Source organism: Parabacteroides sp. KHUB-02, from assembly GCF_056640955.1.
The window spans coordinates 608,473-633,748 of sequence record NZ_JBWQEV010000001.1; the positions used below are offsets into that span (position 1 = coordinate 608,473).

At 47.9% G+C, this 25,276-nt stretch carries 16 protein-coding genes; 3 read left to right on the plus strand and 13 right to left on the minus strand.

Annotated features, from left to right (window positions below; translation table 11 throughout):
* Positions 1-36: 36 nt before the first annotated feature.
* From dapF to ACYIA1_RS02885, 6 genes are all read right to left on the minus strand, one after another.
* Positions 37-846 (minus strand): diaminopimelate epimerase, encoded by an 810-nt coding sequence (gene dapF, locus ACYIA1_RS02860; protein ID WP_005866043.1) that lies wholly within the window; start codon positions 844-846, stop codon positions 37-39.
* A gap of 754 nt (positions 847-1,600) precedes the next feature.
* Complete coding sequence (locus ACYIA1_RS02865; RefSeq protein ID WP_480334315.1) at positions 1,601-3,322, minus strand: DUF6383 domain-containing protein; 1,722 nt, start codon at positions 3,320-3,322, stop codon at positions 1,601-1,603.
* A gap of 122 nt (positions 3,323-3,444) precedes the next feature.
* Positions 3,445-5,109 carry an asparagine synthase B gene (gene asnB, locus ACYIA1_RS02870; RefSeq protein WP_480334317.1) on the minus strand — a complete coding sequence of 555 codons (1,665 nt, stop codon included), beginning with the start codon at positions 5,107-5,109 and terminating at the stop codon, positions 3,445-3,447.
* A gap of 26 nt (positions 5,110-5,135) precedes the next feature.
* The gene (locus tag ACYIA1_RS02875) at positions 5,136-6,560 is read right to left on the minus strand and encodes a glutamate synthase subunit beta (protein WP_121961672.1); all 1,425 of its coding nucleotides are present in this window, start codon (positions 6,558-6,560) and stop codon (positions 5,136-5,138) included.
* A gap of 25 nt (positions 6,561-6,585) precedes the next feature.
* Entirely contained in the window at positions 6,586-11,103 is a 4,518-nt protein-coding gene (gltB, locus tag ACYIA1_RS02880; protein WP_480334319.1) for a glutamate synthase large subunit, read from the minus strand.
* 303 nt (positions 11,104-11,406) lie between these two features.
* Positions 11,407-12,678 carry a DUF3843 family protein gene (locus ACYIA1_RS02885; protein ID WP_480334321.1) on the minus strand — a complete coding sequence of 424 codons (1,272 nt, stop codon included), beginning with the start codon at positions 12,676-12,678 and terminating at the stop codon, positions 11,407-11,409.
* A gap of 196 nt (positions 12,679-12,874) precedes the next feature.
* Between ACYIA1_RS02885 and ACYIA1_RS02890 the strand changes: the two genes are divergently transcribed.
* The 3 genes from ACYIA1_RS02890 to ACYIA1_RS02900 all read left to right on the plus strand — a co-directional run bounded on the left by ACYIA1_RS02890 (position 12,875) and on the right by ACYIA1_RS02900 (position 17,641).
* Entirely contained in the window at positions 12,875-15,670 is a 2,796-nt protein-coding gene (locus tag ACYIA1_RS02890; RefSeq protein ID WP_057326415.1) for a TonB-dependent receptor, read from the plus strand.
* Between the two features lie 36 nt (positions 15,671-15,706).
* Positions 15,707-17,068: a hypothetical protein gene (locus ACYIA1_RS02895; RefSeq protein ID WP_005866058.1), complete on the plus strand. Its 1,362-nt coding sequence runs from the start codon at positions 15,707-15,709 to the stop codon at positions 17,066-17,068.
* A gap of 102 nt (positions 17,069-17,170) precedes the next feature.
* On the plus strand, positions 17,171-17,641 hold the full coding sequence (locus ACYIA1_RS02900) for a toxin-antitoxin system YwqK family antitoxin (RefSeq protein ID WP_005866059.1): 471 nt from the start codon (positions 17,171-17,173) through the stop codon (positions 17,639-17,641).
* A 178-nt stretch (positions 17,642-17,819) separates the two neighbouring features.
* Here ACYIA1_RS02900 and ACYIA1_RS02905 read toward each other — a convergent pair whose 3' ends face one another.
* The 7 genes from ACYIA1_RS02905 to ACYIA1_RS02935 all read right to left on the minus strand — a co-directional run bounded on the left by ACYIA1_RS02905 (position 17,820) and on the right by ACYIA1_RS02935 (position 25,274).
* Positions 17,820-18,248, minus strand: a complete 429-nt coding sequence (locus ACYIA1_RS02905) for an RNA-binding S4 domain-containing protein (RefSeq protein WP_057326416.1) — start codon at positions 18,246-18,248, stop codon at positions 17,820-17,822.
* 21 nt (positions 18,249-18,269) lie between these two features.
* Positions 18,270-18,833: an aminoacyl-tRNA hydrolase gene (gene pth, locus ACYIA1_RS02910; protein ID WP_005861960.1), complete on the minus strand. Its 564-nt coding sequence runs from the start codon at positions 18,831-18,833 to the stop codon at positions 18,270-18,272.
* Positions 18,834-18,918: 85 nt separating this feature from the next.
* Positions 18,919-19,503 carry a 50S ribosomal protein L25/general stress protein Ctc gene (locus tag ACYIA1_RS02915; protein WP_005861962.1) on the minus strand — a complete coding sequence of 195 codons (585 nt, stop codon included), beginning with the start codon at positions 19,501-19,503 and terminating at the stop codon, positions 18,919-18,921.
* Between the two features lie 136 nt (positions 19,504-19,639).
* Positions 19,640-20,431 carry an SDR family NAD(P)-dependent oxidoreductase gene (locus ACYIA1_RS02920; protein ID WP_005861964.1) on the minus strand — a complete coding sequence of 264 codons (792 nt, stop codon included), beginning with the start codon at positions 20,429-20,431 and terminating at the stop codon, positions 19,640-19,642.
* On the minus strand, positions 20,431-21,654 hold the full coding sequence (locus ACYIA1_RS02925) for an NADH:flavin oxidoreductase (RefSeq protein ID WP_044545947.1): 1,224 nt from the start codon (positions 21,652-21,654) through the stop codon (positions 20,431-20,433). Before ACYIA1_RS02925 ends, ACYIA1_RS02920 begins: the two co-directional genes overlap by 1 nt.
* A gap of 36 nt (positions 21,655-21,690) precedes the next feature.
* On the minus strand, positions 21,691-21,984 hold the full coding sequence (locus ACYIA1_RS02930) for a PG0541 family transporter-associated protein (RefSeq protein WP_005866064.1): 294 nt from the start codon (positions 21,982-21,984) through the stop codon (positions 21,691-21,693).
* Between the two features lie 170 nt (positions 21,985-22,154).
* On the minus strand, positions 22,155-25,274 hold the full coding sequence (locus ACYIA1_RS02935; RefSeq protein WP_480334327.1) for an efflux RND transporter permease subunit: 3,120 nt from the start codon (positions 25,272-25,274) through the stop codon (positions 22,155-22,157).
* Positions 25,275-25,276: the final 2 nt, after the last annotated feature.

The following is a 25,276-nucleotide window of genomic DNA, read 5'->3' on the forward strand; positions in this document are numbered from 1 at the left end:
TGTTGTTGTTTTCGTTGTGTTGTCTCGTTCCCCGTGTCAGACTTTGATGAATCCCTCGAATACGTTGACAGCTCCGCCGGTCATAAAGACCTTACCGCTCCGCTCGTCCCACTCGATGGTTAAAGGGCCCCCATCCATGATGACCTTCGTCTTTCGCTTTGTCTTCCCACGTACGACCCCGGCCACGGCGGTGGCGCAAGCTCCGGTTCCGCAGGCTTGGGTGATGCCGGAACCTCGTTCCCACACCCTCATCCGTACCTCGTCCGGTTTTAGCACCTGCACGAACTCCACGTTTGTCCGGTCCGGAAAAAGCGGGAGGCATTCCAGTAACGGGCCTACGCTTGCCAGATCGGCCTGGTCCATCTCGTCCACGAAGATAACCAAGTGAGGATTTCCCATAGAGATGACGGTGCCGGTGTAAATTTCTCCTCCAGCCTCAACCTCCAAGGCGATCTCGCCTACGGCAGGCATTCCCATATCTACCGTGATCTCGGTGACCTCTTCACGCTCTATTTTCAATTGTAGCTCTTTGATACCAGATAAGGTCTCTAAGGTAACCTTGTTCTTTTGCGTTAGGCCGGCCTCATAGACATATTTGCCAATACATCTGGATGCGTTTCCGCACATCATCGCCTCGGAGCCGTCCGCATTATAGATATGCATGCTGAAATCGGCGATGTCTGAAGAACCTATCAAGACCAAACCATCAGATCCTATGCCTGTGTGCGGCTTGCTCCATGCGATAGATAATTCCTCGGGATTGTCTATCGGATAGACCATCGTGTTTACATAGATGTAATCATTTCCGGCACCGTGCATCTTTGTGAATCTGATTGATTTTGTCATTTTGATGATATTATTCTTTATATTATTTCTTTTTGTTTTATTGTAATACAAATATATAACGTTTTGATAAGTATATAACAGGTGAGAGGCTCGAATGTTTTATAAATATGAGGTTTGTAATAGATTGAAGTTATAATATATGCTTTTAGTTATAAATAATAATTAGAAGTGTGTGTTTTGGTTTTATATCGTAATATATGCTTTGTGAATATGGGTTGCTGTAACTGTAAGTAAAAAAGCTATATATCTATCTATTTGCTTAAAATAAGTCTGTTTGTCTGACGAGCCTCTTTTTCAAGAAGCCTTAACTAGGGATAGATAATGGGTGAAAATACGTATTTAACCACTGATTTCTACGTAAAAGGTCATGTTTTGTCACACGAAAGGTCGCGTTGGGCGACGCAAGTAGTGGCGTTAGCCAATGCGATAGGTCGCGTAAGGCGATACATATAGTCGCGTTGGGCGATACAACCGTATGAAATGCCTCTTTTATCCGTATAAAAAACATATTTTGACCCGTATAAATGTGAACTAGCATGAATTATTTTTCTAGAACAAAAGGTCGTATTTGGCTAATATATTACTAAACAATCATTTGCTAATATTTTTTCTCATATTTAGGGACGAGAAGTACATCTGGCCAGAAAAATCAACTCTCCGGGAGTTTGGTTTACAAATTGACAAAAAGAAAGGAGCTACTCGGTTTTGTTTCCGGATAGCTCCTTTTTTCAGATTAACTAATTATCTAGATAATTTATTTTACGAACTTAACAGTTGTCTTATGAGCAGATCTCAAGAGCTTAGACTGATCGATTGAGATCATATAAATGCCGTTCGGCATATTCGGAGTGCTGATGTATTGCTCATCGCTAGTGATGATACCCGTAGAAACAACTTTACCTACCATATTAACGATTACATAATTACCCTTACCATTCTTTACATAAAGACCGCTAGCGGTTGTAGATACCGTAACCTCTTGAACCTCGTCATTGATAGTCTCGTTATCGGTGATGATACCAATAGCGTCAGATGTAATATATAATGTCGCCATGCGGACATTTTCTTTAACGCCATCGCCATTAGGATCAACAGCAGGACTAAAGTCTACCGTAATCTTAGTATCATTTGTAGGAGCCGTAGCCTTGATATTCATGACTTTTTCTTTACTGCTTCCTTTCAAGAAGTTGACATCTACGATCATCTTTGTATCTTTTAAGCTCGTAGCTTCAACTTTTGTCGTTGCGTCGATTTCCATTACACGAATAACCTCATCTTTTTTAGCTTCGTAAATAGAATCGATTGTAATAGTGTAATTGGTTTCTGCGCTTGCTTTAAGATTACTAACGACACCATTAACAAGAGAGGACATAATAGAATTGATTGCTGTGCTCATTGTTGCTGGCATTGTAACGATCTGTTTAGACATTGGAGTCCAAGCTGTATTTACGTCAGCACGTACTGAATCTGTTGTCGTTAAAACTAGATTTGCTCCAGATACGCCAATTGTCGGAGTCAACTTCTTATATCCTTTGATTTTGCTAGATGCGGCATCATATGAAGTCAAGACAATAGAATCTGCAGGCATGCCTGTTGTTGATTTCAAGTTTGCATATACGACAGCGTCACCCATTGGCAATTTTGCGTTAGGTGCTTGTAGAGGTTTACCGAATAAGCTAGCCTTGATAGTACTTTCTGTCATCAACTTTGTCATATCAAGAGATATTTGGAAGTTCGGGACTTGAGCTAACGTTGCAGCTAGACTACGTAAATTATCTTCTAAAGTAATCGTATAATCAATCGTACCAGAGCTATTTGCTGTTTCTGTTAGGCTTATCAATTTTCCATCTTTAAGCGGGAAATTAGGGATCATGCTACCCACGGTACCTAACCAACCTAATTTCAATTCTACGGATAAGCTGTTGAAAGGAAGAATGGTTCCTTTGTTCCCGGTCTTGATTAATACCGATAATAAATTTGTGGGTTTACCCGTTTCTGCGTCAACTAAAGCAGCTGCGGATACATCAATTTTCTCTGGTAAATCAATTTTTACGGATTGTCCGTTAAGTGAAACGTTATATTCTTTATAATCACTGAATGTCAGTTTTACGTCATTAACGATCCCTGCGATGAAATCACCCATTCCCGGTGCTATCGCAGAAAAATCCATAGAACTAAGATCCAATTTTAAACTATCAGGAGTAACCGAGATTGGATTTAATTGATCTGCACGTAGGCTTGATACTTGAGGCAAAAATAAAGGGGAATTAATTATGCTTTCGATATTAGGATTTGTGAGAGACATGAAATCAACTCCACTAATTTGCTTTACTTGATCAAAAACGGCAGGAACAATAACTTTAACAACAGCAGCCTTTTCTTTATCTGTTAATTGTTTTTGTTGTTGTGCCATCACTGGGGTGGTAGCCATGAATGTAGCGGCTGCCAAACTAATGCATGTAAAGATTTTCTTCATATAAATTTGTTTTAAAGTGTTTTATGACTCTAGCTGGCAAAGTTATTATAAAAATTAAATGCACCAGCGTTTATTATTCATAAAAGTTGGTGCATTTTGCTACTAAAGAAAAGAAATATTCGTCAATAAGCGGATTCATGTACGTCTTTTATGGCCCTGCCGCTTGGCTCGTTCATGTTTTTGAAAGCCGAGTCCCAAGCTAAAGCCTCTGCGGTAGAACACGCTACGCTAGGAATGGAAGGTACGCTTCTCGCCGCGCTTTCGCTGGGGAAATGCTCTTCAAAGATGGAGCGGTAATAATACTCTTCCTTGTTTTGGGGTGGATTGATTGGGAATCGTTTGGCGGCATTCGCCATCTCTTCATCAGTGACCGACTCGGAGGTTATTTTCTTTAATGTATCGATCCAGCCATAGCCTACCCCATCCGAGAATTGCTCTTTTTGCCGCCAAGCGATCTCCTTGGGCAAGCTGTCGGAAAATGCTTCTCGAAGTATCTTCTTCTCGATGATCGTACCCGGGCATATCTTTGCCACCGGATTCAGACGCATGGCCACATCAAGAAACTCTTTATCCAAGAACGGCACTCGTCCTTCTACGCCCCATGCGCAAAGGCTTTTGTTCGCGCGCAAGCAATCATATAAATACAGTTTGCTTAATTTACGCAGGGTCTCTTCATGGAAAGCCTGTGCGTTCGGGGCCTTATGGAAATATAAATATCCCCCGAATACCTCGTCCGCCCCCTCGCCGCTTAGTACCATCTTGATACCCATGCTCCGGATCACACGGGCCAGTAAATACATGGGGGTGGAGGCTCGGACGGTAGTGACATCATAGGTCTCGATATGATAAATGACATCTCGTAAAGCGTCCAATCCTTCTTGTATCGTATAATGGATCTCATGATGAACCGTACCGATCGCATCCGCTACTTTACGGGCGGCGAGCAAGTCCGGGGCATCTTTCAATCCGATGGCGAACGAGTGGAGTTGAGGCCACCATGCGTCCGCTTTCCCATTGGTCTCGATGCGTTTCGCCGCGTATTTCTTGGCGATAGCGGAGGTGATGGAGGAATCCAGACCTCCGGATAGAAGGACGCCGTAAGGGACATCGCTCATCAGTTGGCGTTTGACGGCGGCTTCCAGCGCATCGTGAAGTTGTTGTACGTCGGTAGGATTATCTTTCACGTTGGCGTAATCCATCCAGTCACGGGTGTACCATCTCGTGAGTTTACGGTCTTCGCTATAGAAATAATGACCGGGGAGGAACGGCTCGTAATGAGTGGCGAAGCCTTCAAGTCCTTTTAACTCAGAAGATACCATCAAGTGTCCCTCGTCATCGTATCCGATGTAGAGCGGGATCACGCCGATCGGGTCACGGGCGATCAAGTAAACCCCTTTCTCCTCGTCATAGAGAGCGAAGGCGAAAATACCATTGAGATCCTCGATGAAATCAATCCCTTTCTTCTTGTATAAGGCGAGGATCACCTCGCAATCGGAGCCGGTTTGGAACTCGTAATCGCCTTTTAACCGTTCTCGTAATTCCTGATGGTTGTAGATCTCTCCGTTGACGCAGAGGATGAGTTTCCCGTCGGGGCTGACCAAAGGCTGCCCTCCGGAGGCAGGGTCTACGATGGAAAGGCGTTCATGGGCCAAGATAGCGGTTTTGCCTTGGTAGATACCACTCCAGTCCGGCCCCCGGTGACGGATTCGTTTACTCATTAATAACGCTTGTTTACGCAGGGCTTGCGCTCCGTCGTGTATATTGAATATCGCTGTTATACCACACATGATCATTAAAAATTGAAAGTTGAAAATTAGTTGGTTTGTAAGAAACGGTCGATGGATCGGGCGACATTACGGCCGGAGGCCATCGCTTTTACGACTAGGCTCGCTCCGCTGACAGCGTCTCCGCAGGCAAATAGGTTGCTGTTGGCGGTATATCCGGCGTTGTCTACGGCGATGTTATCGCGGTTGTCGGTAGCCAATCGCAGTTCTTTGATCAATCCTTCTTGCTCCGGATGCAGGAAGCCCATGGCGAGGAAAACCAGATCGGCCTCGATGATCTCTTTCTTGCCGGTCAGCCTCATCTGCGGACGGCCTCTGTCTGGGGAGGGAACCCATTCGACTTCTTCTACCTCAACCCCTATCAGGTTGTTTTTCTCTCCGATAAAACGGTTAGAGGTTAGGTTCCACCGGCGGATACAACCTTCCTCATGGCTGCTGCTGGTTTTCAGTACTTGGGGATACATGGGCCAAGGTGTCGCCGGATTCTGTCCGACGGGTGGCTGGGGCATGATCTCGATCTGGGTGACACAGGCCGCCCCATGACGGTTCGCTGTCCCTACACAATCGCTACCCGTATCACCTCCGCCAATCACTAAGACTTTCTTGCCTTTGCAATTGATCTGGCTTTTGGGCGGGATGGGGATGCCTTCTAAGATCCGGTTCTGCTGGCTTAATAACTCCAAGGCGAAATGTACGCCTCTTAAATGACGTCCCTCGATAGATAGATCCCGGGGAACCTCGGCGCCGATCGCTACGCAAACAGCGTCGAAATCTTTCACTACATCTTTCGCTAATATCTCTTTGCCGACCATCGTGTTTACACGGAAAAGAATCCCTTCTTGCTCCATGATACGGATACGGCGATCGATAATGTGCTTGCCTAGCTTGAAATTGGGGATGCCGAAGCGTAGCAAGCCGCCCGGTAACTCATCTTTCTCGAATACGGTGACTTCATATCCTTTCCGGTTCAATTGGTTCGCTACGGTCAATCCGGCGGGACCGCTACCGATCACGGCTACCTTTTTCCCGTTGCGTACCGGTTGGATAGGCTGTACGTATCCTTCCCGGAAAGCGGCTTCCACGATAGCCGCCTCGTTCTCACGGATCGTGACAGGTTCGTCGCAGCTAAGTTTCAGTACGCAGCTTTTCTCGCAGAGGGCGGGGCAGACACGTCCCGTGAACTCCGGGAAGTCGTCGGTCTGCTCCAATACGTGATATGCCTCTTTGTAACGGCCTTTGTATAACAAATCTTGCCATTCGGGTTGCTTGTTACCCAGCGGGCAGGCCCAGTGGCAGAAGGGTACGCCACAATCCATGCAGCGGGAGGCCTGCGTACGGCGGTCGCCGCTGTTCAAGGTCTGTTCTACCTCGCTGAAATCATCTATACGTTCGTGGACGGGACGATAGCCCGCCTCTTGTCTATGTATCGTTAGAAATGCTCTTGGGTTTCCCATAGTTCTCTTGTTTTTGTGTAAATATTTAGTAGTCTTTCTGCATCTCCGCGATCTTGCGTTGGAGTTTGCGCATCTGTTCCTCTTGGAGTACTTTCTTGTATTCGATCGGGACGATCTGGATGAACTCATCCACGTACTTGTTCCAGTTATCGAGCATTAATCCGGCCAGATGGCTGCCGGTATGATGATAATGCTTGCGGATCAATTCATGAAGTTCCTTCCGTGAGGTGCTATCCTCGATCAAGGAAAGCTCTACCATTTCCATGTTGCAATAATAATCGAAATCACCATTCTTGTTCCATACGTAAGCGACACCGCCACTCATTCCGGCGGCGAAGTTCCGGCCTGTATTGCCTAAGACGACAACCCGGCCTCCGGTCATGTACTCGCAACAGTGGTCGCCTACACCTTCCACGACAGCGATCGCCCCGGAGTTTCGCACGCAGAAACGCTCTCCGACCCGGCCGTTGATATAAACCTCACCGCTGGTAGCCCCATATAATAAGGTATTACCGGCTATCGTATTGTCTTCCGCTATAAAGGTGGAGCGTACCGGAGGCATTAAACTGATGTGTCCGCCACTCAATCCTTTTCCGAGATAGTCGTTCGCCTCGCCTTCCAACCGGAAATGTACGCCGTGAGCCAGAAAGGCTCCGAAGCTCTGGCCTGCCGCCCCCTTGAACTTGATATGCAGGGTGTTCTCCGGTAACCCGATGTTCCCGTACCGCTTGGCGATCTCGCCGGAAAGCATGGCTCCTACGGAACGATCGGTGTTGGCTATCGCGTAATCCAACGATACTTCCTGTCCGGATTCGATGGCGGCCTTTGCGTGACGGATTATATCCACATCTTTCACGTTGTCGATCGCATGGAGTTGACGGGTGACATGATGGATGGCCTGCGTGGCGGCTTGTTCCGGTAGATGGATCAAGCGGCTGAGATCCAATAGATCATGTTTCTCGATATGATCAGAAGGTTTACGCATGAGTAAGTCCGTACGGCCAATGATATCGTCTAGTTTCGTATAGCCTAGCTCTGCCAGATATTCCCGAACTTCACGGGCGAGGAAGGTGAAGAAATTCACCAAATATTCGTGTCGGCCATGAAAGCGTTTACGTAATTCCTCATCTTGGGTAGCGACACCTACCGGACACGTGTTCATATGGCATTTACGCATCATCACACAGCCTAAGACAATCAAGGCGGAGGTGGCGAATCCAAACTCCTCGGCACCCAGCATCGCCATCAATACGATATCCCGTCCGGTTTTCAACTGTCCGTCTGTTTGCAAGCGGACTTGTCCCCGGAGGCCGTTCATCACGAGCGTCTGTTGAGTCTCGGATAGTCCTAGCTCGGGTGGGATTCCGGCGTAACGGATAGAGCTTATCGGGGAAGCCCCCGTTCCTCCTTCTGCCCCGGAGATCACGATCCGGTCCGCTTTTGCCTTGGCTACACCGGCGGCGATGGTTCCCACGCCACTCTCGGATACGAGTTTCACACTGATCTCGGCTTGAGGGTTCACGTTCTTCAGATCGAAGATCAATTGCGCCAAGTCCTCGATCGAGTAAATATCGTGGTGAGGTGGGGGAGAGATCAGAGAGATTCCCGGGATCGAGTGACGGGTTCTCGCTATGATATCGTTCACCTTATAGCCGGGAAGCTGTCCTCCTTCGCCCGGTTTCGCTCCTTGGGCGACCTTGATCTGGATCTCGTCGGCGTTTACCAGATATTCCGTGGTCACGCCAAAGCGTCCGGAGGCTACTTGCTTGATGGCGGAGCGGAGCGATAACCCGTCCTCACGGGGGATGAAACGAGCCGAGTCCTCACCACCCTCGCCCGTGTTACTGCGTCCGTGTATCTTGTTCATGGCTATAGCTATCGTCTCGTGCGCTTCCCGGCTGATAGAGCCGAAGCTCATCGCTCCCGTGACAAAGCGGCGCATGATCGTTTCTTCCGGCTCTACCTGCTCCAAGGGGATCGGGGTGCGTTGTTTGAAGGTCAGGAAATCACGCAAGAATATGGGGCTTTCCTTCTCATCAACCACATGGGAATATTCCTTGAATTTCTTGTAGCTCCCCAAGCGGGTAGCTAGTTGAAGCATGGAAATGGTATCCGGGTTCCAAGCGTGTTTCTCGCCATCCTTGCGGAAGGAATAAATGCCTTTATGTTCCAATAAAGAATCCGTGGGGTGGGAGAATGCGTCATTGTGCATGGCGATCGCATCTGCCGCTATCTCTTCCAAGCGGATACCACCGATGTTGCTGGTGGTTCCCCCGAAGTAAGTATCTGCCAGATCCCGGCTTAGGCCGATCGCCTCGAAAAGCTTTGCTCCCCGGTAACTGCGGATCGTGCTGATCCCCATCTTGCTCATAACCTTGAATAAACCCTTGCAAATGGCTTTTACGTAATTCTTCTCGGCAGTCTCGTAATTCAATTGTATCTCTTGCCTGTCTACTAGATCATCCAAGATAGCGAAAGCCATATAAGGGTTGATGGCACTGGCTCCGTAGCCTAGTAAGAGGGCGGCGTGCATTACCTCACGCATCTCGCCGGTTTCCACTACCAGCGCTGTTTGCACCCTTTTCTGCACGGAGATCAGATGGTGATGTACGGCGCTTACCGCTAACAGGGAGGGGATCACCGCTTTTTTCTTATCTACGTTCCTGTCGCTTAGGATGATATAGTTAACGCCATCGGTGACGGATTGCTCCGCTTGCTTACATAATTCGTCCAAGGCAGCTTTCAGTCCTGCGCATCCTTTCTCTGCGTCAAACAAAGTGGGGAGCTTAACACTTTTAAAGCCCTTATACCGGATGTTACACAGGAGATCCAGTTGTGTATTGGTCAAGATCGGATGGTTCAGCCGAACCATTTTACAGTGGCTCTCGGTTGGAACTAAGATATTGCTTCCCACGGCCCCGATATACTCGGTCAGGCTCATGACGAGTTCCTCGCGGATCGGGTCGATCGGCGGGTTGGTTACTTGGGCGAATTGTTGGCGGAAATAATTATAGAGGATTTGCGGACGGGCGGATAATATGGCCAGTGGCGTATCGTTGCCCATGGAGCCGACCGGTTCCGCCCCTCCCGTGCACATCGGTACGATGATACGTTCGATATCCTCACGGCTGTATCCGAACGTACGCAGTAGCTTGTCGTATTTCTCTACCTTATGAGGAATCTTACGGCCGGATTTCAACTCGTCCAATTCCACCCGGTTTTTCTCCAGCCAAGTACGGTAGGGCTGGGCGTTCGCCAGTTGTTCCTTCAGCTCGCTATCGTAATAAATCTCGCCTTTCTCGGTATCGATGAGTAAGATCTTTCCGGGTTGCAGACGGCCTTTTTCCTTGATCTCGTTAGGCTCGAAATCCATGACGCCGACTTCGGAGGCCACGACCATCATGTCATGTTTCGTGATCAGGTAGCGGGCGGGGCGGAGACCGTTACGGTCTAGCATGCCTCCGGCGTAGCGTCCGTCGCTAAAGAGCAGGGCGGCAGGCCCGTCCCACGGTTCCATCAAGATGGAGTGATATTCGTAGAAAGCCTTTAGGTCTTCGGAGATCGGGTTCTTCTCGTTGAAACTCTCCGGTACCAGCATCGCCATGGCATGCGGCAGGCTCATCCCGGAGGCCACGAAGAATTCCAATACGTTATCCAGTGAGGCACTGTCACTCATGCCCGGCTGGATGATCGGGCGTATATCGTTGATATCCGGGATTCTGGGGGAGGATAGTACGCTCTCCCGGGCCTCCATCCATCCCCGGTTGCCCCGTATCGTGTTTATTTCCCCGTTATGTGCCAGTAGGCGGAAAGGTTGCGCCAGACTCCAAGTGGGGAAGGTGTTGGTGCTGAAACGTGAGTGTACCAAGGCCAGTCCGCTAGTGAAATAAGGTTGCGTCAGGTCCGGAAAGTAATGGCGTAGCTGCATGGATTCCAGCATGCCTTTGTAAACGATGTTTTTGGTGGAAAGAGACGCTATATAGAAATCATCCTTGGCCGGAAGGTCGGTGGCCGATACCCTTTTCTCGACCCGCTTACGTATGAGGTATAGCTTTAGTTCCAGCTCTTGCTGATCGTTGCAGCCGATGATGAATATCTGCTTGATATCTGGTTCGGTCGCTTGTGCGTCCTTTCCCAAGATTTCCGTATGAACGGGAACTTTGCGTAAGTGCATCAAGGTTAATCCCTCTTTCTCGATCTCCTCGATGAGGATACTGAGGATGCTTGCTTGCTGTTCCTCGTCTTTGGGGAGAAAGATTAGTCCGGTGCCATATTTGCCTTTCTCTGGAACCGGAATTCCTTGCAGGAGGATGAACTCATGAGGGATCTGTAATAGGATTCCCGCTCCGTCACCCGTTTTGTTATCGGCTCCCTCAGCGCCTCGATGCCTCATGTTCTCTAGTACCTTAAGGGCTGATTCGATGATGTCGTGCGATTTCTCGCCGTGGATATTTACTAACATTCCTACTCCACAAGCGTCATGTTCATAAGACGGGTCGTATAATCCTTGTCTGCTATTAAAATGATTTCTGTTTATTTTCATTTGTTGACCTTATGTTTGCGTATAAATGATTATTGCGTCAATTTGTTTCGCAAATATAGGTATTAATGGCATAATGTGATTGCTTGTAGGAGCGAAAGAACGGAGAAAAGATAAGAATATCTTATCTGATGTTTCTATTTGTAAGTATTTATTGGGTTTATTCTTTTTATTTGAAAGATATTTGGCTAGTTAGTTTGCTAAATGAAAGATGAACTAAAAAAAGAAGCACCGTCACGTTTTGCGACAGTGCTTCTTTTTCTCCGGAAGCGCTGTCACGGATTGTGATGTCGCTTCCTATCTGTTTTATCTATCGGGATATTCTCGGATGAAATAGCGGGATAGGAATTTCCAATTATCTTGTATGATCGCCTTGCCACGTTCCGGGCTGGTAAGGCTTTTCGTTTGTGCGTCGGCCAACATGCCTCGGTCTACCAGCTCTTTCAGGAAGTAAACGCTGCAATGTTTCACGATGAAGAAAGAGAGCGCTTGCTTGGCGGCACGGTTGGCGTCGTAGAAGGGATTGTTCTCATCCTTGATCAGCTCCACGTCACGGGTAATGACTTGGGCGCCTTCCTCGGGCGTGGCGTAGATCGCCAGTTTCTTGCTTTGCCAGTCTTCGGGAAGATGGAAGTTCTCGGCGGGGATAAGGCCGGAAGTCTCCGTGATAAATGTTTGTGCGTCTTCGGTCTTGTCGAAATAGAGAAGCAGTTTGTCACCTGCGGCTTTGCGGAAAGTCTCGTATTGTTGGCGGTTTTCCTCCAGCATATCGTCGGGCAGGGTGGCTACAGACTCGTCGGCGGTGTTCTGAAATACCGCATGGTCGGGATGCTCGGCGGGCAATATCTTTGCCAGCCATTGCGGGGAGGTCAGACCTAGCAAGGAGGTCTTGCTGGTGTAGGCCATCATGCCGTGGCTGTTGACGAGCAGGTTGTTAAGCTGCTCTTGGTTGAGGTCGGGCTGCTCCTTCCAGCGGTCGTGGGCGAAGTCGCTCAGTTCCCGGGCCGACTCAGGCAGGATATAGGATTCGTAATGGAACCATTGCAATAGACGGTCGTAATCCTCTTGCCGCTCGTAGCGGGTATCAAGGGCGAAAAGCTTGGCCATGCGGGTATTCTCCGGCGCCGTGGTCCACTCTTTGCAGAACAGGTCGTAGATAAGCATGCCGGTGGATTCGTTGGCAGGGTTGTCCGGACTGACGAAAGTGCCTTTACGATAGCCGTGATACTGCTGGGTATAATGCCAAAGGAGGAAACGCACGTCCTCAAGGTTCACCTCATCGTCATAATAATGATCGTCCGGAGTGTAGAAGGGGAGGTATTTGCCGTATAGCTCCTTATGGGTAAGGATGAAGGCACGCCAAATCCCCATGCCGGAGATCACGTCCTCGAAGTAGGCGGCCATGCGGATACAGATCTGCTTTGTTTCCTCGCTCTCGAAGGAGTTTACCAACTCGGTCTTCTCCATGATATCGTAGATACGGTTCGCTATTCCGGTATAATAGGAATCCACGGGAGTGCTTTGTTTATAGGGATGCAACTGCAACCAGTCTTTCGGAAAAATTTTAATGTTCTTCATGTTATTAAATGTCTTTATGCATTCAGGAGTGCAAATGTAGTAAAAATACGTTAGCTATGTCAAACGATAAGGAAAAGTTGCGGTCTTAAAAATGTAACATTTGTTGTCTTTATTGTTATCGGATCTAAACATCTTTGAAATACCGCCCCCGTACTTTTGCGTCGAAATCAAAGATGAAATAATAAGTAGTAAGATAATGGGAAAGAGTTTAAGGGGCAAAAGATTGAAAAGGTTAGGGCTTTTCTGGATGGGAGTTTTCCTGTCATTCTCTCTATGGGCACAAACAGGGGTTATCTGCGGGACGGTTACGGACGCTAAGATGAAAGAACCGTTGATCGGCGCCTCGGTCGTGATCGAGGGGACTACGGTTGGCGCTATCACGGATATAGACGGTAATTTCCGTATCGAGAACGTGAGACCAGGTACTTATACGGTAGCCGCCTCTTACGTGTCGTACCAAACGCAAACGGTAAAGGATGTTCCGGTAGTCGCACGCCAAGAGGCGGTGTTGAATATCGAGCTTTCCGACGCTAACCTCCAATTACAGAATGTGGTCGTAGTGGCCCAACGGAAATTGGGAACCGAGATGGCCGTATTAAATACCGTACGCAAGAGCCTTCCGGTCGTGAACGGCATTTCCGCCCAACAAATCAGTAAAACACAGGATAGCGATGCCGCCGAGGTACTACGCCGTATCCCGGGAATCACCATCGTGGACGATCGTTTTATCGTAGTTCGAGGGCTTGCGCAACGTTATAATAATGTATGGCTGAACAATGCCACGACCCCTTCCAGCGAGACGGACAGCCGTGCCTTCTCGTTCGATGTGCTGCCCTCTTCCTTGATCGATAATATGATGATCTATAAAAGCCCCTCGGCGGAATTGCCGGCGGATTTCTCCGGAGGTTTCGTGCGGGTGCTGACCAAGAATATTCCCGAGGGTAATACGCTCAACGTCTCCTATCAAGTCGGGTTTAATACAAACTCCGCTTTCCGAGATTTCCAACTGACGAAAGGTTCCGCCTTGGATTATCTGGGCTTTGGCGCTGGCTCCCGAATGTTACCCTCGAACGCCCCATCTCATTTGAACGACATATCGGCAGCGGATGCGGCGGCGTTTACGAAGCGGGTGAATACGGGATGGAACGTGTGTCATTTCACGGCGATGCCGGAACAGAAACTGACGTTCACGATGAATCGTACCTTTGATATCGGTGACATGAAGATCGGTAATATCACCAGTGTGAACTATAGCACAGGCTATGATTATTACGAGATGAAAAACAACAACTACCTCTCGTACGACATGGCCAAGGATCAATCCTCATACCGTTACCGCTACGATGATGTACAATATAAGAATACGACAAAATTAGGAGCCTTGTTCAACTGGTCGTTGATGAAGGGAACGAGCAAATATGAGTTCAGGAATTTCTTCAACCAGCGTGGAACCTCTTCCTTATCGCAACGAGAGGGAACGGATTTCTACTCCGACCAAAATATCCGGAAATGGGAATCCCTTTATACCGGACGCACTACCTATTCCGGCCAGCTAAGCGGGGAGCATAAATTGAGAGAAGATATGAATAAACTGGATTGGACGTTAGGTTATGCTTTCGCCGCTTACAAGGAACCGGATCGCAAGGTGGTAAAATCTTTGGAGAGTACGACGGATGGTGACTCTCGTTATTACGTGTCCGACCCGACTCGTTATTATCAAGACTTGAAAGATAACAGCGCTTCCGCCGCCTTGAATTACGAGCATAAGTTCGCCGTCTCGGAGATGTTTACCCCTGTCTTGAACACGGGGGTATATGGAGAGTTTAAGAAACGTAACTTTGATGCCCGTCGTTTTGTCTATAATATGCTGGGAAGTGGTTATGACCGTTTTGCCGAATGGGACTACAGCTCGGTCTTCTCGGACGCAAATATATCGACCGATCGTATCTATATGAAAGAGAGTACGAACAAGAGCGACTCTTATACTTCCGATAATCTGCTGGGTGCCGCTTACGTAGCCGCTAAACTGAACTGGGGAGAGAGGCTGAATGCGAACGTAGGTGTACGTATGGAGTACTATCAATTGAAATTAGATGGTTATGAGTCGGACGGTATAAAACCGGTGCATCTGGATCAGAACGCTACGGATTTCTTTCCTTCCGTCAACATCGCTTATAATTTGAATGAGAAGCACCAAGTACGCTTGGCTTATGGACGTTCCGTGAATAGGGCGGAGTTCCGGGAGATCGTACCTTACGTATATTATGATTTCGCCTTAGATGCGAATATCACGGGTAACGTAAACTTGAAGAACGCTTATGCGAATAATATGGATCTGCGTTATGAATTTTACCCGGCTCCGGGTGAGACGGTGACGATCGGCGGTTTCTACAAACGGTTCGATAATCCGATCGAGCAAACCTATATGGAAGCGGGTTCCGGATTGCAGTACACATACCACAACGCCGATCATGCGAATGCTTTCGGCGTGGAGCTGGATATCAAGAAGAATCTGGACTTTATCGGTCTGAAAGGCTTGAGCTTCGTATTCAACGGGGCTTATATCCATAGTAGGGTGTATTTCGCCGAGGGCTCTTTCGAGCGGGATCGTGCGATGCAGGGGCAATCCCCTTACTTGATCAATACGGGCTTATTCTATCAGAATGACAACGCAGGAATCTCAGCCTCCGCCTTGTATAACCGGATTGGCAAGCGTATTGAGACGGTAGGCGTACCGAAGCAGAACCCGAACGATGATATTCCCGATATCTATGAGATACCCCGTAACTCCTTGGACTTGAGTTTCTCGAAGAAGATCGGTAAATACGTGGAGGTCAAGGGAGGCGTAAAAGATCTATTGAACTCAAAAGTAGAATATAAACAATTCCTAGAGTTAACAGAGGCTTCCGGAGAGAAACGGGAGGTTGAGCAATTAATCCGTAGCTATCGTCCGGGTGTGACCGTGAATCTAGGTGTAGCCGTGAAGTTTTAATTTGAATTCACTCATATAAACTAAATTCGTTTACTTATGAACAAGTTATTATTAAAAGGTGTGGCCGCCGCTTTCTGTATGGCCACGATGTTTGGAACAACCGCTTGTGGCGACGATGATGATCTCGTAAATGTAGAGCCGCCTGTAGAGGAAACTCAAGATGTTATATTGGAAGGTGAGATTACCTCGGATATGACCTTGAAGGCTGCTGATAACAACCTGTTGAGAGGTTTCGTATATGTGACGGATGGCGTGACCTTGACGATCGAGCCGGGAACGGTAATCAAGGGGGAGAAATCGTCTAAAGGCTCCTTGATCGTCGAGCGTGGCGGAAAGCTCATCGCCGAGGGTACGGCGGAGAAACCGATCGTGTTCACTTCCGACCAACCGAAAGCTTCTCGTACCTATGGTGATTGGGGTGGCTTGATTCTTTGTGGCAAGTCTATCGTGAATAATACGGCTGGCGAGGCTCAGATAGAGGGCGGTCCTCGTTCTTACTACGGTGGAAAGGATCCGGAAGATAACTCCGGTATCGTGAAATATGTCCGTATCGAGTTCGCCGGTTATCCATTGGAGCCAAATAAGGAGATCAATGGTTTGACTTGCGGTGGTGTTGGCCGTGGCACTACGATCGAATACGTGCAGGTCTCTTTCTGTGGCGACGACTCATTCGAGTGGTTTGGCGGTACGGTAAACGCAAAACACCTGATTGCTTACAAAGGTTGGGATGATGAGTTTGATACGGACTATGGATTCCAAGGTAAATTGCAGTTCTTGTTAGGCGTTCGCGACCCGAAGCACGCTGATACGTCCAAGTCCAATGGCTTCGAGTCTGATAACGACGCTGATGGTTCCAATAATACTCCACTTACCACTCCGGTCTTTTCTAACGTGACCTTGATCGGTCCGTTCTATGGTGAATCAGCTGGTAAAACGGAAAATGATATCTTTTATGTTACGGAAGACGCGGCTAATGGCGCTAAGGGTGGATCATTCCAAGCCGCTATGCACATCCGCCGTAACTCTTCCTTGAATGTGTATAACTCGATTTTCGTGGGTTGGCCATACGGTTTGTATCTGCAAAACGCAAATGTGGGTGCGGTTGTTAAGAATGTGATCTTCGCCGGTATGTGGGAGAATTTCAAGGATGAAACTAGCCAAAATTACTTTCAGACAGCAGACTTGAGCAACCTTACTTACGCTTCCAGCAATGATATCATCGCTAAAGATGGTGACTATACATCGATCGTAGCGGATAAGATTGACGGAGCGGATTTCTCTGATACGGCTTTGAACGACGCTTTCTTCGAGAAGGTATCTTATAAGGGAGCTTTTGATGGCAAGAATGACTGGGCCGCTAACTGGACCAACTTCGATCCGAATAACACTGAATATTAATTTAGCTTGACTTTGAATAGGCTGTGAATTTGTTTGGGGCACTGAGGTATCCGGAAAGATCCCTCGGTGTCTTTTCGCATATAATTTAGATAAGAATGTATCATGAATAAAAAGCTATTGTTATTTTCTGCTTTTATGGCGGGGGCCTCATGGACCGTACAAGCGCAAGACTTGGTTTTAAGCGAAGGACAGTATTATACCGATGCCACGCAAACCACTCCATATACGGGTCGTTATACGGAATTTTATGACGATGGTATGCTTAAGATGGAGTTATATTTGAAAGATGGCCGTCCGGAGGGAACTTACGTGATTTATTATCCGAGTGGCAAGATCGCCGAGGTGCGTTCCTATTATCATGGGATCTTTCACGGAGAATGGCGTACATATAATGAGAACGGCCAGCTGATCGGCCTGGCTTCTTATAAGGAAGGGCAAAAGGACGGCCCTTGGCGTATCTGGAGTGATAAGGGAAATTTGTTGTATGAGATGTTCTATACGGCAGGGAAGAAATCTGGTGTCTGGCGTAGCTGGGATGAGGAGGGGAATCTGCTTTCCGAGGAGAATCAATAGGGATAATTGCCGTTTACATACCGTTGTAACGCCATTTACCTCTAATGGTAAATGTTTTTTCCTCTAGAGGTAAATGTCGTTACATCAGTATGTAAACAGTTTTACCTCTAGGTGAAAATACTTTTACTTCTTGATGAAAATATTGGTAAATGTAATTAAATGGAAATCAGCATGCTTACTACTCTTCCTCTTCTCCAAAGTCGAACTCGAAATCGAATCCGGCATCCATGAATTCCGGCTCAGTGAATTGCTCCAGTTCACGACGGTCTTTCTTGGTAGGACGTCCGAGACCTTTCGCACGGTTCACGAAACCGGAGATACGGTTCATCTCCAGAATCTCATACTGATCCGGGGTTGTCACGTTCTCCAAGTAATTCGGGACGAGCTTCGCGCCCACACGATTCTCGATCAATCCGATTACCTTAAAAGAGAAGGTGATCGGCGGTTTACGCACTTGGATCACATCGCCAACCTTGATCATGCGGGAAGGTTTGATCGTTACTCCACCTATCATGATACGCCCTTTCTTGCAAGCTTCCGCGGCTATCGTGCGGGTCTTAAAGATACGGGTCGCCCACATCCATTTATCGATACGTACCTCGTTCATATCTGTATTCTCAGTCTCTTTTTATTTATTATTAAATTGATTCATCGTAATCTGGATGCCGGCGAGGCAGAAGCTCTTGATGATCTCTGTCGCACGATCCAATATCTCTGGCATCAATTGCAATTCCTCCGGGGGAAATTTCCCTAGCACGTAATCGATCTGTCCGCCCCGTGGGAAATCGCTGCCTATGCCGAAACGAAGGCGGGAATATTCCTGCGTATTCAATAACTGGGCGATATTCTTCAACCCGTTATGCCCGGCGTCGCTACCCTTTGGTTTCAGACGTAAGGTTCCGAATGGCAATGCCAGATCATCTACGACGATCAATAGATTTTCCACGGGAATGTTCTCTTTTTGCAACCAGTACCGAACGGCGTTGCCGCTGAGGTTCATAAAGGTATTCGGCTTTAGCACGATCAAGTCACAGTTTTTCACCCGTATGCGTGCGATTGCCCCGTATCGCTCCTCAGTGAAATTGCCTCCTACGCTCTCTACCAGATGGTTGACAACCCGGAAACCTATATTATGGCGGGTTCCCCAATATTCGGAACCGATATTACCAAGTCCTGTTATCAAATATTTCATTATCCTCGAATCTATAAAAGAAAGGGGAAGAACATTCTATGAATATCCTCCCCTTCATGTATTGTAATAATGTTTTTACCTCAGATTATCCTTTAGCCTGAGCACCACGAGCGGCACGAGTCAATTGAACGGCGCAAACAACAGCGTTTTTAGCGTTCATCAATTCAAGACCTTCGAAGTGCAAAGCACCTACCTGCATAGTCTTACCTAAGCCAAGGTGATCCACATTAATCGTCAACTTTTCAGGGATTTGATCGTATATAGCTTTCACTTTCAGTTTTCTCATTTGAAGAGACAACTTACCACCGGCTTTAACACCTTCTGCGTGACCTTCCAAAACAACCGGAACTTCCATTACTACGGCTTTGTCCTTAGATACTTCCAAGAAGTCCATGTGAAGGATTTCGTCAGTTACAGGTTGAAACTGCATGTCCTTAACGATTGCCATCGTCTTGTTACCGTCAATGCTTAACTCAACAACGAAAATCTCCGGAGTGTAAACCAACTTACGAACGGCTTCTTTTGTAACCGTGAAGTGAGTTACTTTTTCGCCACCGTATAATACAGCGGGAATTTCATTGTTCTTACGCATTGCCTTCAAGGCTCTTTTCTGATCAGCGGAACGAGCGACGATCTCTCTTCCTTTTCCTTCTAACTCAAATGTCTTCATTTTCTTTAATTTTTGTGTTACTCAAAATTAGTTATTTTGCTTCCTAATTTCCCATCACACGGTACGGGGCTAAAAAGCGGTGCAAAGATACGATTTTTGTTTGATGTGACAAATATTTCGCATGTTATTTGTCGGATTATCGATCTAGCTTCACTAATTTCGTGGTTCGCATGATCCAACGGACAAGGCCGTGGGGGAGGAGCATTACGAGGGGTGTGCATATTTTGTTGAAGAGGCCCGGTAATAGGGAAGCCCGGTGGTGAAACAAGGCATTAATCCCTTTTTTAGCCAGTTTTTCCGGACGCATCATGATACCTAGGCGGATCGCTAAGGTCTTTAAGTTGTCGCTTAGGTTATATAAATTCGTGGCGACGGCGCCGGGACAAAGTACGGTTACGCTTACTCCATAATCCAGTAACTCTGAACGCAAGCCTCGGGAGAAGCTTTTCAAGTATCGCTTGGTGGAAGCGTACAGCGTAATTCCCGGATAAGGTAGCCAACAAGATAGGGATGACATATTGAGGATATATCCATGACGCCGTTTCTTCATCTCTTGCCCGAAATAATAACAAAGCTGGGTAGGAGTGGTCACGTGGAGGTAGAGCATTTTCTCGACGATGTTGGCCTTAGCTTGTAAGGTCTCGCAGAAAAAAAACATACCGGCGTTATTGACCAATACCTCTATTGGGATGTTTTTCTCTTGGCAAGTATCATATAGCTCCTTGGCCGCCCCGGGGATCGCCAAATCACGATAAAGCGGCAAAACTTCTATACCATATTTCTCGGAGAGAAACTCACCTTTCTCCCGGATCGCCTGCTCCTCATTGCTGACGATCACTAACTGATAGCCTCGTGAGGCTAGTTCCTCGGCATAGGCGAGACCTATTCCGGAGCTGGCCCCCGTGACTAAAGCCCATTTCTTTTCCATTATTTATATTCAAGCCTTTTGATTTCACGTACGATACATTCCGGAAGACCTTTCACGTTCTTATGACAGACCATATCCTCACTATACATACGGGCGATACAATAGTTGCTATGCCCACAATCGCAACGAGCGTGCTCGTCTTCTTTCATACGGTTGACGAAGCCCGGCTCGTTCACCAAGGCACGTGCCATGGCCACAAACTCGAACCCGTCGTTCAGTACCTCCTCGATCTTGTCTCTGGAGACCAATCCTCCTACGTAAATAAGAGGTAAATGTAAGGCTTTGCGGAATTTCAACGCATCTTCAAGGAAGTAAGCCTCCTTAAACGGTTCCGAGGGAATCATATATTTACCTACCATGCGGATTCCAATCGGTAGATAGCCGCGAGGCATATAATACGCCATCGTACGGATCGGCATTTCTCCCCGCATTACATACATGGGGGCACGGCTCACGAATCCGCCGCTTAGTACTAAGGCATGCGCTCCGCATTGGTCTTGGAGTGTACGGGCTACTTCTAGGCATTCGTCTATTTCAAGTCCTCCCTTGAACCCGTCCCGCATATTGGTCTTTACGGTTACGGCCATGTCGGAACCTGCTGCTTTCATCACCTCTTCCATACACATTCTCATGAAGCGCATACGGTTCTCAAGGCTTCCTCCATATTCGTCTTTCCGGTGGTTGGTATACGGGGAAAGGAATTGGCTGATCAGATAACCATGCCCGGCATGGATCTCGACAGCGTCCATACCTGCCTCACGTGCCAATCGTACGGCCTCACCGTAGGCACGAGCCATGGAAGCGATCTCGGATTGTTTCATACCTCGTACGATCGTGGGAGAGTAGAGGTTGAAACCGCTGGACGCTGAAATAGGCGTGCATCCGCAAATCCGCTTATGCGACATATTACCACAATGGCCTAACTGGATGGAAGCGGCGGCTCCCTCTTTATGGATAGCGTCGGTGAGCTTGCGGAGGCCGGGAATAATATCCGGACGCATCCACAGCTGACGCTCGAACGACAAGCCGCTTTGCGTCACGGCGGCATAAGCTATGTTCGTCATGCCGATCCCTCCGGCGGCTACGGATGTGTGATAGTTGAATAACTGCTCCGAGGGAGCGTTTCCCGGGCACATACTCTCGAATGCGGCGGCCCGGATCGTGCGGTTCCTAAGTGTTAGCGGACCGATCTTACCGGGTGTAAACAGGATTGATTTGTCCATATCAATAGATTAATATAGTTGTTTCGAAAAATTAAGTTAGATGGTTTTCTCTATATTCCAGACGAAGGCCCGAAGCCCTTGCGCTTCCGTTTCCTTGTCTAAGTTGTGTAGGATTTCCAGAAAATGATCGACCTTCTCGTCTTCTACCATCGTAAGGATAGCTGAATTCAAGGTAGGCCAAGCGTGATTGCCGTAATGTGGCTCGCCTGTTTTACTTCCCCGTCCTTGCACGACATCCCAATAGGTAAAACCTTTAAGGTTATTACGGTCCATGATACTGACGATAGCTTCGTAATACGCTTGATTGAAAGATATAAATATCGCTTTCATATAGTTGTTTTTTATGAGATCGCATATCCGTAGGGAAGCTTTTCTTACGATGGGCATTCAAGCCTGCTTATAATGGGCATCGTAAGCACCTTACAATGGGCATTGTTATGACCTAACAATGCCCATCGAGGTTTGCTTGGCCTCGGCTTCCCTATGGTACGCAAAGATAATTAATTATTTCGTAATGCCTTCCTTATTTTGCGGCGTCTTCGTTTTACGCCGTTGGCAGCGAATACGGCATAGACCGTCGGAACAATAATCAAGGTAATCAAGGTGGATACGGAAAGACCCCAAGCCACAGTCATACCCATCGAGCGCCACATCTCGGAACCTTCGCCGGTTCCCACCGCCATCGGGATCATACCCAAAACGGTCGTCAACGTTGTCATCAATACCGGACGGAGACGGGATTTACCGGCAGTCACTACCGACGTGATAATACCCATGCCACGCTCCCGGCATAAGATCGTATAGTCGATCAGCACGATACCGTTCTTAACCACGATACCCATCAACATGATCACGCCGATCAAAGCCATAACGCCCAATGGTGTCTGCGTGACCGCCAATCCCAATACGATACCTGTAAAGGCGAACGGGATAGAGAACATGATCACGAACGGGTCTACCAACGACTCGAACTGGGCAGCCATCACGATGAATACCAAGATGATGATCAATACCATCAAGATACCCAAATCGGTAAATGTATCCTGCTGATCTTCGAATGTTCCACCCAACTGCCAACTTACGTCGGATGGGATATCCATTTGTTTCAACTCGTTCCGGGCGGCGGCAACCAAGTCGCTCAATGCCGCTCCCTTACCCGCTACGGCAGATACGGTGATCACACGCTCACGGTCTTTACGCTCGATGGTCGGGGGAGTCATACGTTCCACTACCTTGCCTAAATCACGGATGCGGATGCCTTTGCCTTCATTGTTATAGATCAAAATATTCTCAAGATCCTCTACGGACTCACGGAACTCTGGGGCGTAACGTACCTTGATATCATACTCATCTCCATCCTCACGATATTTTGAAGCGGTGGAACCATTTACACGGTTTCGGAGATACATGGAGGCGGTTGTTACGTTCAGCCCGTTGATGGCCAGTTTCTCCCCGTCGAAGTCGATCTGGTATTCCGGGATATAATCCTCACGGCTGATATTTACTTGCGAGCATCCTTTTACATTTCTCATACGACGGGCGATCTCATTCGCCACGGCATCTGTCTGGGCGAAATCAAAACCATAGATCTCGATGTTAACCGAGGTCTCTCCACCCATAGAACCTTCCTGCCCTCCGGCGAGTACCTCGAATTTCTTGATCTCGCTGTATTGGGCTAAGTCCTGCCGCATCAACTCGCAAATCTCGGTAAGACCTCTCTCACGGTCGCCCACGCTAGTCAGGTTTATATTGAACTCGATAATATGCGTACCGTTATTGCTTAGCTGAGCGAAGGTATTATCCGTATCCGCCGTACCTTCCGTGAAGTTACTGATCAGTATCTCCGGATATTTCTCACGGAACTTCTTGTCGATGTCGAGAGCTAACTCACGGGTAATATCCTGCCGTGTACCGATCGGCAACTCAATCGTTATACCGATGCGTGCGTTATCTTGCGTCGGGAAAAATTCCGTCTTGATGACCGGTATCAGCATCATACTGCCGATGAAGATCAGCGTAGCGCCTACGATCACCGTTTTCCGGTGGCGTACGGCCCAGTTCAAGAAGCGTCCGTAACCGCGATCCAAGGCGTTCAATCCCTTTTCGATAGGCGTGAAGAACATCCGGTACAATTTACCCTTCTCCGGTTGCTGGCGTAATAACTGTGAGCAAAGCATCGGGGTCAATGTCAAGGCACCTACCGTAGAAACGATCATGATGATACTAACGATCCATCCTAACTGCTTAAATAAGATACCCGCCATACCCGTAACCATCGTCAACGGCAAGAACACCGCCAACATCGTAAGGGTGGAGGCGATAACCGAGATAGCCACCTCGTTCGTGGCGTGTACGGCGGCCTGTTTCGGCTGGCTACCCCGCTCGATATGGGTCGTTACGTTCTCCAATACCACGATAGCGTCGTCCACCACCATGCCGATAGCGATAGAAAGTGAGCTCAACGAGATAATGTTTAACGTATTACCCGAGGCCAGCAAATAAGCGAAAGAAGCGATCAAGGAGATCGGGATGGTCAAGATAATGATAAACGTGGCCCTCCAACGTCCCAAGAACACGAATACCACCAACATAACGATGATAAAGGTAATCATGATCGTCTCTTTCAAGCTATCGATCGTATTCAAGATATTCGTGGAAGTATCCATGATTACGTCCAGCTTCACGTCTGAGGGTAAGCTAGCCTGTATCTCCGGAAGTTTCTGGTGTACCTTCTTGGCGATGTTCACCGAGTTCGCTCCGGACTGTTTCTGTATGACGATCATACCACCTTTCGTGCCGTTGTTGAACGTTTCTTGCGCACGTTCCTCGATACTGTCCTCTACACGGGCCACGTCACGCAGATATACGTTCTTTCCGTTCTGGCTACCGATCACTAGGTCTAGCATCTGCTTAGCGTCCGTGAATTCTCCTTGAACACGCAAGGAGTAGGTATTAGAGCCGATATCTACGCTACCTCCCGGTGTATTCCGGTTCTCTTGCGCGATGATGGTAGAGATACCTTCGATGGTCTGGCCGTAAGCCTCCAATTTGTACGGGTCGCAATACACTTGCAACTCACGGATCGGCGTACCGGAGATAGACACGGCACCCACGCCACTGATACGGGCCAATGGGTTGGATACCTTATCATCCAATATCTTGTAAAGAGCGTTCGTGCTCTCCTCCGCAGTCACGGAAAGGATCAAGATGGGGATATCGTCCGTACCGAACTTGAAGATGATCGGATTCTCTACGTCATCGGGTAGGGAAGACTCTACCATGTCCAGTTTGTCGCGGACATCGTTCGTGGCGACATCGATATCGATGCCATAATTAAATTCCAACGTTACGATCGATATATTCTCACGGGATTGCGACGTGATATGCTTCAAGTCGCTTACGCTATTCAATACGTTTTCCAAGGGCTTCGAAACATTCATCTCGATATCCGAAGCACTGGCGCCGGGATAGGCCGTCATCACCATGATGGTGTTCGTCTCTATCTCCGGAAGCAAGTCTACTGATAACCTGCTTAAGGAAAAAAGTCCGAAGATCACGATCGCCACAAATACAAGGGCGGTCGATACGGGCTTTCTTACCGCTGTTCCATATAAACTCATAG